Here is a 6,968-nt window from a genome sequence, read left to right as displayed (position 1 = left end):
GGGCAAGAAATCCGATCAGATGATTCCATCTGATCGGATATGCTCTAGGCGCTTCCAGCCACCCCGTCAGCCAGCCCCCAACGCACCGCTCGCAGTGCCTGCATAGATCTGCCGCAGCTCCCGCTTCAGCAACTTGCCGGCCGTATTCTTGGGCAGCGACTCGGCGATGATGATCCGCTTCGGGACCTTGTAGGGCGCAAGCCGTTCCCTGGCATGGGCGAGCAACGCCACCTCCACCTCCGCCGGCGCATCGGCCCGCAGCACCACGACGGCCGCCACTGCCTCAATCCACTTCGGATCGGGCACGGCGATGACAGCCACCTCCGCCACTGCCGGATGGGTGAAGAGCGCCTCCTCCACCTCCCGGCTCGCCACCAGCACACCGCCGGTATTGATGAGGTCCTTGGTGCGATCGACGATCGAGAGATAGCCCTCCACATCGATGGTTGCGACATCGCCGCTGTGGAACCAGCCCCCCTCGAAGGCCTTCGCCGTCTCCTCCGGCATGTTCCAATAGCCGAGGAGAAGCTGCGGCGAGCGGTGCACCACCTCGCCTCGCTCGCCCGGCGCCACGTCGCGCATCTCGGCATCCACCACCCGCGTCTCCACATTCAGCACCGGGCGCCCAACCGAGCCGGGGCGGGCCTCGTGCTCTTCGGGCCGAAGCACGGTGGCGAGCGGGGCGATCTCGCTCTGGCCATAGCAGTTGAAGGGCCGGGCGCCGGGAAGGCGGCGCCGCAGTTCCTGCAGCACCGGGACCGGCATGATGGAGGCGCCGTATTGCACCTTCTGCAGGCTGGAAAGGTCCCGCCTGGCGAAGTCGGGATGCTGTAGCAGGCTGATCCAGACGGTAGGCGGCGCGAAGAAGGTCGTGATGCGCTCGCGCTCGATCAGCTCCAGTACCAAAGCAGGCTGCGGCGCCTCGATGAGCAGGGTGAAGCCGCCATTCAGCAGTGCCGGCATGGTGAAGGCGTGCATCTGCGCCGTGTGATAGAGCGGCAGCGCTGCGAGGCACCGGTCGTGGCGCAGCATCTCAAGCTCGACGATGCAGCTCGCATATTCAGCAAGCAGGGCGCGGTGTGTCATCATCGCACCCTTCGGCAGGCCGGTGGTGCCGGAGGTGTACTGAAGCTGGACAAGGTCCTCCTCGCTCACCTGCTCTCCGGGCGGCGGGCCGACATCCCAGCCTGCATCCAGGGCGATGGCGAGAATGTCTCGCGCCCTCTGCCCCACATCCAGCGTGCCACGCAGCAATTCGCCGCCCGCCGCACCCGCGATCGTCTCCAAGGCAGGCTGCGTGAAGAGCGCCGACGCCCCCGATTGCCGGAGGATGTAGTCAAGCTCCGTCGCCGTCAGGGCGAAATTCGCCGGCACATGGACGAGGCCGGCACGGGCGCAACCCAGCCAGAGCAGAAGATAAGCATCGCTGTTACGGCCGAAGGCGCAGACGCGGTCGCCCGGCTGCAGCCCCTCCGCCAGCAGGAAGCGGGCGACACGGTCCGCTGCCTGGTCCAGGGCAGCGAAGGACCAGTTGCGCTCCCCGAAGCGCAGCGCCGGGCGGTCCCGGAACCGGGCGCCGGCCCGCCGGACCGCGTCGCCGATGGTGTTGCGCCGCACGCGGCCGCCGATTTCCTGCATGGACTCCTCCCTGTTCTTGGGAGGAGCGTAGCAGAGCCGATGCCCGGAAGCCGACACGGATCCGGCCCGCCTGCAACACCGGAGGGCCCACCGACGACGGCCCCGATCCGCCAGCCGGCTCGGCCCGAAGCGCCCCGGCTGGTGCCTGCGGAGGAGCCGCGCTACCTGGCCGCCACGTGCAGGCAGCGCGCCATGCGGTCCGGCACCGGGTGCCGCGGCGCGATGTCGCCGGCTATGCAAGCCTCCTCCGCCTCGGTGCAGCGCGGGGCAAAGGGGCAACCGACCGGCAGGGTCTCCAGGCTCGGCGGGGCGCCGGGGATGGTGGTCAGCCGCTGGCCGCGCATGCCGCCATGCACCGTCGCGCCCAGCAGACCGCGCGGATAGGGATGCAACGGCTCCTTCATCAGGGCGCCCACCGGCCCCTCCTCCACCACCCGCCCGGCATACATCACCGCCACCCGGTCGGCGATCTCGCCTGCTACTCCGAGGTCGTGAGTGACGAAGACGACGCCCATGCCGAGCTGTTCCTGCAGCTTGCGCAGCAGCAGCAGCACCTGGATCTGCACCGTGGCATCCAGCGCCGTGGTCGGCTCGTCCGCCAGCAGCAGCTTCGGCTTGCAGGCCAGGGCGACAGCGATCATGGCGCGCTGCCGCAGCCCGCCGGAGAGCTCATGCGGGTAGGCTTCCAGTCGGCGCTTGGCCGAGGGAATCTGTACCAGCTCCAGCAATTCCAACGCCCGAGCCATGGCGGCGGCGCGGGATAGCCTCTCATGCCGCTGCACCGTCTCGGCAATCTGTCGGCCGATGGTGAAGACCGGGTCCAGCGCCGTCATCGGCTCCTGGAAGATCATCGCCACGTCGCTGCCGCGGAAATCCTGCAATTCGCCCCCGCTCATCGCGGTCACGTCGCGCCCGGCCACCTCGATGCGGCCGGAGACCTTGGCCGTCCGCGGCAGCAGCTTCATCAGGGCACGCATCGTGACGGATTTGCCGGAGCCGCTCTCACCGAGGATGCAGAGCACCTCGCCGGCGGCGAGGTCGAGATCCACCCCGTTCACCGCATGGACGGTGCGGTCGCGCGTCACGAAGCGCACATGCACATCGCGCATGGTGATGAGGGGCGATGCCGAGGTGCTGCTCACAACCGGGCGCTCCAGAACTTCGCTCATGCCGCCAGCCTCCCAGCCTTGCTGTGCCCGCTGCCAGGCGCCGCCATATGGCAAGCTGCCTCATGCCCGCCGCCAAGATCGGCCGCGATCGGCGCCCGCTCCGCGCAGACCGCCTCGGCGAAGGGGCAGCGGGTGCGGAAACGGCACCCGGAAGGCGGGTTGATGGGGTTGGGCGGGTCGCCCGTCAGGGGCGGCTCAGTGCGTCGTCTGGTCGGATCCATGCTCGGCCGGCTCGCCAGCAGGGCCTGGGTGTAGGGATGCGCCGGCCGCTCGTAAATGGCGTCCACCGGCCCCTGCTCCGCCACCTGACCCAAATACATCACCAGCACACGGTCGGAGATGTACTGCACCACGTTCAGATCGTGGCTGATGAAGACATAGGTAAGGCCGAATTTTTCCTTCAGATCCATTAGCAGGTTCAGAACCTGTGCCTCGACCGATTTGTCGAGGGCGGAGACCGGCTCGTCCAGCAGCACCAGGCGTGGCTGCAGTGCCAGCGCCCGGGCGATGTTCACCCGCTGCCGCTGGCCGCCCGAAAGCTCATGCGGGTAGCGCCGAGCGAATTGGCTCGGGGAAAGCCCGACCGCGGCAAGCAATTCCCGCGCTCGCTGCCGCGCCTCCGGCCCCGGCACGCCATGCACCTTGGGGGCAAAGGCGATGCTGTCCTCGATCGGCAGGCGGGGGTTCAGCGAGGCATAGCTGTCCTGGAAGACCATTTGCACCTGCCGCCGATAATCCTTCAGCGGGATGCCCCCTGTCTGGCTGGCCTGCCCTACGCCTTCGCCATCGAACACCATTTCGCCGGCGTCCGGATCCATCAGACGCATCAGCAACCGAGCGGTGGTGGACTTGCCGCAGCCGCTCTCGCCGACGATGCCCAGCGTCTCGCCCTTGCGGACGGCGAAGGAAACGCCATCCACGGCACGGACTGTCGCCACCGTCGCACCGAACACGCCGCCACGGATGGGGAAATGCTTCTTCAAGCCGTTGAGGAGCAGCAGGGGCTGGGCTGGGCCACCGCGATCTTGGGGGGAATGCAGGGTTGCGCTCATGCAGGAGGTATCGCAATCGCCGTGCCACCGGCTGGCAAGGCCGGACTCGCCGTGGCGGGTCCCCTTGCCCCTTCCTTGGGCAAGCAGCTGCCCGGAGGCGCGCCATGCGCCCTACCCTTGGTCCTTGGCCAAGGACTGGCGTTCTGGCAGGGCTGGCCCGCGCCTCGATCGGCGACTTGCAGCGATCAGGGCTGCTTCACCGCCGCCAGCAGATGCGCGCGGTAGGCCACGGCGGAACGGTCATGCAGCCGGGTCTGCCAGGGAAAGCCTGGATCCTCTCCCCGGATCGTCAAGCCTGGCTGTGCCGCGATCAGGGCGCGCAACAGGGGCTCGGCGGCGCCCGCGGTGCCACCGCGTTGGGAATGGCCGCCGACCCAGGCCGTCACCGGCGTCGCCCGGGTGGCCCAGTCATACGGGGTGGCAAGCAACAGGCTACCGCCAGGCGCCAGATGCGCTGCCAAGGCCGCGAGCAATTGTCGCGGATCCGGCACGCAGTCGAACAGGTTCAATGCGGCGACCAGGCCGGCTCGGCCCGGCGCAAAGGGCAGGCTGGTCGCATCGCAGGCCCAGAAATCCACCCGCTCGGCGCCCGGCAGGCACAGCGCGAATTCGCGCCTGTCATAGACCAACCCGATGCGGCGCCGCGGATACCGCATCCGCCCTTCGCCGGCCCGCCGCGCCAGACGAAGCATGCCGAGATTGACGTCACAGCCGAGGACGAGGGCGTCGGGATGTCGCTCGGCCAAGTCAAAACTCGTCCGGCCGGCGCCGCAGCCGGTATCAATTACCAGCCCTCCCGTCGCCCCCGGCGAAAGCTCCAGCAGGCGTGCCAGGCAACGCCGCACGGCTCCAGGCTGGGGCCCTTGCGGCACAACCTCCTCCGTTGGATCGAGATCGGCATAGCCGTCCCAGCCATAGGTCGAGGCCGTCAGGCGAATGCTGTCGAACCAGCTATCCGGCCCAACCGCATCGCCCAGCAGGCTTTCCAGCAGCGGGTCGAGGTCGTCCCGCAGCAGCAGTTCCACCGCCCTCTCGCCGAGCGTCCGGCGCAGCTCGGGCACGATCAGCGGAATGCCGCCCAGGATGGGATATTCATGGAGGCAGCCGGGGTTGGCACATTGCAGGATACCGGAGAGGATGTCGTCATCCTGCTCCGCCATCACATGGGCCAGCACTAGGTGCCACTCTCCCGCGCCGCTGCGCAGGCAATGCGGGCAGAGCGGATGGAACGCCTCGAAATGGCGGCGACGCATGCTTGGCTTAGCCGCCTATCATCACTGTCGGGCAGCCCGGCGGTAGGATCTTCCCCGTCGGCATCGGAATCACGGCGACGCAGGCGGCATGGGCCGTCATGTCCCCAACTCGAGCCGCGGGCAGCCCGCCGATCAGCACGGTCGCCGACCCCATGGCCACCATGCCCGGCCCGCCGGGGACGCAGGCCGCCAGCATGCAAGGCTGGGTGATGCTGGTGACGGTCGCCGCCGGCATGCCCCCGATAAGCACGGTCGGGACGCCGACCGTGATGGTGAGCGGCATCGGCGGGTGCGGCACGGGCGTGGGGACGGGCGCCGGGGGATGGATGGGGGCGTGGCAGTGCGGGCCATCCTGCAGCACCATATCGCCGACTCGCGCCGCTGGCGGCATTAGGACCCCTCCTTCTCACGCAGCAGTGTAGTCTAGTCTGACCGCCTCCGTTCCGGAAAGGAGGCCAGCGCACTGACGCCCCAGCCTCGCGACAGTATGCTTGTGGAACGGCAGGGCAGAAAGGCGGGCGGACCGGGCGATGGACTACCGTATCGACCATCAGGCAATCAGCGACATCGCCAAGCTCGCGACACAGCTGCCAACCCTGCAGGCCCCGATCCCGCCGCATCTGGCGGCGCTCGAGCAGCGCCTCAGCATGATCCCGTCCGGCCAAGCCCTGGGCGTCCCAGCGGGGTGCTACCCCACGCTGCCCCCTGACCTGTTGCGGCGACTAATGTCCATGGTGCTGCCGCCCATTCCCCTGCTGAACGGCGTGCCGATGCTCGGGGTCTTGGCCAATCTGCGGTTCCTCGTGGCCGTGAGGCTCGGCTTCCCAATCCCGCATTCCATGCAGCTTCTGGCCGCGCTCATGGAAAAGCTCGACCTCAGCGCGCTGTCCCTGATCGCCCGCATGCCCTGGGGGCCGCTCAACGGCCTGCACATGCTGATGAATATCGGCGCCCTGCTGCGGGCACGCCTCAACATCGTCCCCTCCCAGTTCGACGCCAGCCTGCGAATCCAGGAGAATCTGCCGAAGGCCCTGCCGGGCTTCGGCGCCCCGCTGCCGCCGCCTTATATGGTCCCGAACCTCATGGGCATCCTGCGCTATCTGCTGAATGTCCGCATGCTGCTGTCGATTGCGGAGATGATGGGCGTCAATCTGACGGCGCCCGGCGCCATTCCGCATTTTTCGGCGCAGCTCCGCATGCTGCTCTCGGTACGGCTGCCCGTGCTGGCCGTGATGCCTTCGCTGCTGCCGAACCTCTATCTCCTGGCCCGCATCAACGCCATTTGGCGGATTGCCGACATCGCGGTGAACATGCCAGCGTTTCGCGCCCATATCGCGGCCATCCTGCGGCTGAACGTCCCGCCCATCCCTTACTGTATGGGGCCGCAGCAGGTGGCCAACCTGGCCAATATGCCGCCCGCGCTTCCGACCCCGGAAACGGTGGAGCAAATGATGAATACGGATCTGTCCGAGATCGCCAAGGTCGATTGGAAGATCCCCGACAAGCTGCCGATTCAGGATGCCATCCCTGGCCTCAACGCGCTGGCGCTCCTGCAGGACATGGGGCCGATACTGGTGCAGAGCGGAATGCTGGGAGGAGGCTCACCTGCCGTCAAGCCGCCTGCCATTCCCGGGCAGCCCAACCCTTCCCTCACCCTGCCCAACTTTTAGGCTAAGAGCCCCTAACGTAATTGCCTGATCTGCTTCAGGCGGATGAGGGCGGCGGCGAGAGTGGTGAAGGCGAGGTGGCTGTCCTCGCGTCGTTCGTAGCGGATGGTGAGACGCCGGAAGCGGGCATCCAGGCCAGGGTCCGCTCCACCTTCCAGCGGTGTCGTCCGAGCCTGCGGCTGTCCTCGT

6 protein-coding genes and 1 pseudogene are annotated in these 6,968 nt (G+C 67.9%); 1 reads left to right on the top strand and 6 read right to left on the bottom strand.

What is annotated here, in order from left to right; all coding sequences use genetic code 11:
• Positions 1-66: 66 nt before the first annotated feature.
• The 5 genes from NJ376_RS13090 to NJ376_RS13070 all read right to left on the bottom strand — a co-directional run bounded on the left by NJ376_RS13090 (position 67) and on the right by NJ376_RS13070 (position 5,395).
• Positions 67-1,638 carry a fatty acyl-CoA synthetase gene (locus NJ376_RS13090; RefSeq protein WP_252953713.1) on the bottom strand — a complete coding sequence of 524 codons (1,572 nt, stop codon included), beginning with the start codon at positions 1,636-1,638 and terminating at the stop codon, positions 67-69.
• 161 nt (positions 1,639-1,799) lie between these two features.
• Entirely contained in the window at positions 1,800-2,807 is a 1,008-nt protein-coding gene (locus NJ376_RS13085; RefSeq protein WP_252953712.1) for an ABC transporter ATP-binding protein, read from the bottom strand.
• Positions 2,804-3,859, bottom strand: coding sequence for an ABC transporter ATP-binding protein (locus NJ376_RS13080; RefSeq protein WP_252953711.1), 1,056 nt, complete (start codon positions 3,857-3,859; stop codon positions 2,804-2,806). The genes NJ376_RS13085 and NJ376_RS13080 overlap by 4 nt, the downstream gene beginning before the upstream one ends.
• 185 nt (positions 3,860-4,044) lie before the next feature.
• On the bottom strand, positions 4,045-5,112 hold the full coding sequence (locus NJ376_RS13075; RefSeq protein ID WP_252953710.1) for a methyltransferase domain-containing protein: 1,068 nt from the start codon (positions 5,110-5,112) through the stop codon (positions 4,045-4,047).
• 7 nt (positions 5,113-5,119) lie between these two features.
• Positions 5,120-5,395 carry a PAAR domain-containing protein gene (locus tag NJ376_RS13070; RefSeq protein WP_370288236.1) on the bottom strand — a complete coding sequence of 92 codons (276 nt, stop codon included), beginning with the start codon at positions 5,393-5,395 and terminating at the stop codon, positions 5,120-5,122.
• A gap of 247 nt (positions 5,396-5,642) precedes the next feature.
• On the opposite strand from NJ376_RS13070, the gene NJ376_RS13065 reads away from it, so the two are divergent.
• Entirely contained in the window at positions 5,643-6,782 is a 1,140-nt protein-coding gene (locus tag NJ376_RS13065) for a hypothetical protein (protein WP_252953709.1), read from the top strand.
• 11 nt (positions 6,783-6,793) lie between these two features.
• Here NJ376_RS13065 and NJ376_RS13060 read toward each other — a convergent pair.
• Positions 6,794-6,968 (bottom strand): annotated as a pseudogene (locus NJ376_RS13060) (transposase); the annotation flags it as partial.

The sequence above is a fragment of the Siccirubricoccus soli genome, from assembly GCF_024178315.1.
In the GTDB taxonomy this organism is placed as follows: domain Bacteria; phylum Pseudomonadota; class Alphaproteobacteria; order Acetobacterales; family Acetobacteraceae; genus Siccirubricoccus; species Siccirubricoccus soli.
Note: the sequence above shows the minus strand (reverse complement) of the source record. Positions and strands in the feature narration are given on the sequence as shown.

Coding starts and splice junctions, on each gene's coding strand:
- NJ376_RS13090 (WP_252953713.1), bottom strand. CDS start 1,638: ATGCAGGAAATCGGCGGCCGCGTGCGGCGCAACACCATCGGCGACGCG.
- NJ376_RS13085 (WP_252953712.1), bottom strand. CDS start 2,807: ATGAGCGAAGTTCTGGAGCGCCCGGTTGTGAGCAGCACCTCGGCATCG.
- NJ376_RS13080 (WP_252953711.1), bottom strand. CDS start 3,859: ATGAGCGCAACCCTGCATTCCCCCCAAGATCGCGGTGGCCCAGCCCAG.
- NJ376_RS13075 (WP_252953710.1), bottom strand. CDS start 5,112: ATGCGTCGCCGCCATTTCGAGGCGTTCCATCCGCTCTGCCCGCATTGC.
- NJ376_RS13070 (WP_370288236.1), bottom strand. CDS start 5,395: ATGCCGCTCACCATCACGGTCGGCGTCCCGACCGTGCTTATCGGGGGC.
- NJ376_RS13065 (WP_252953709.1), top strand. CDS start 5,643: ATGGACTACCGTATCGACCATCAGGCAATCAGCGACATCGCCAAGCTC.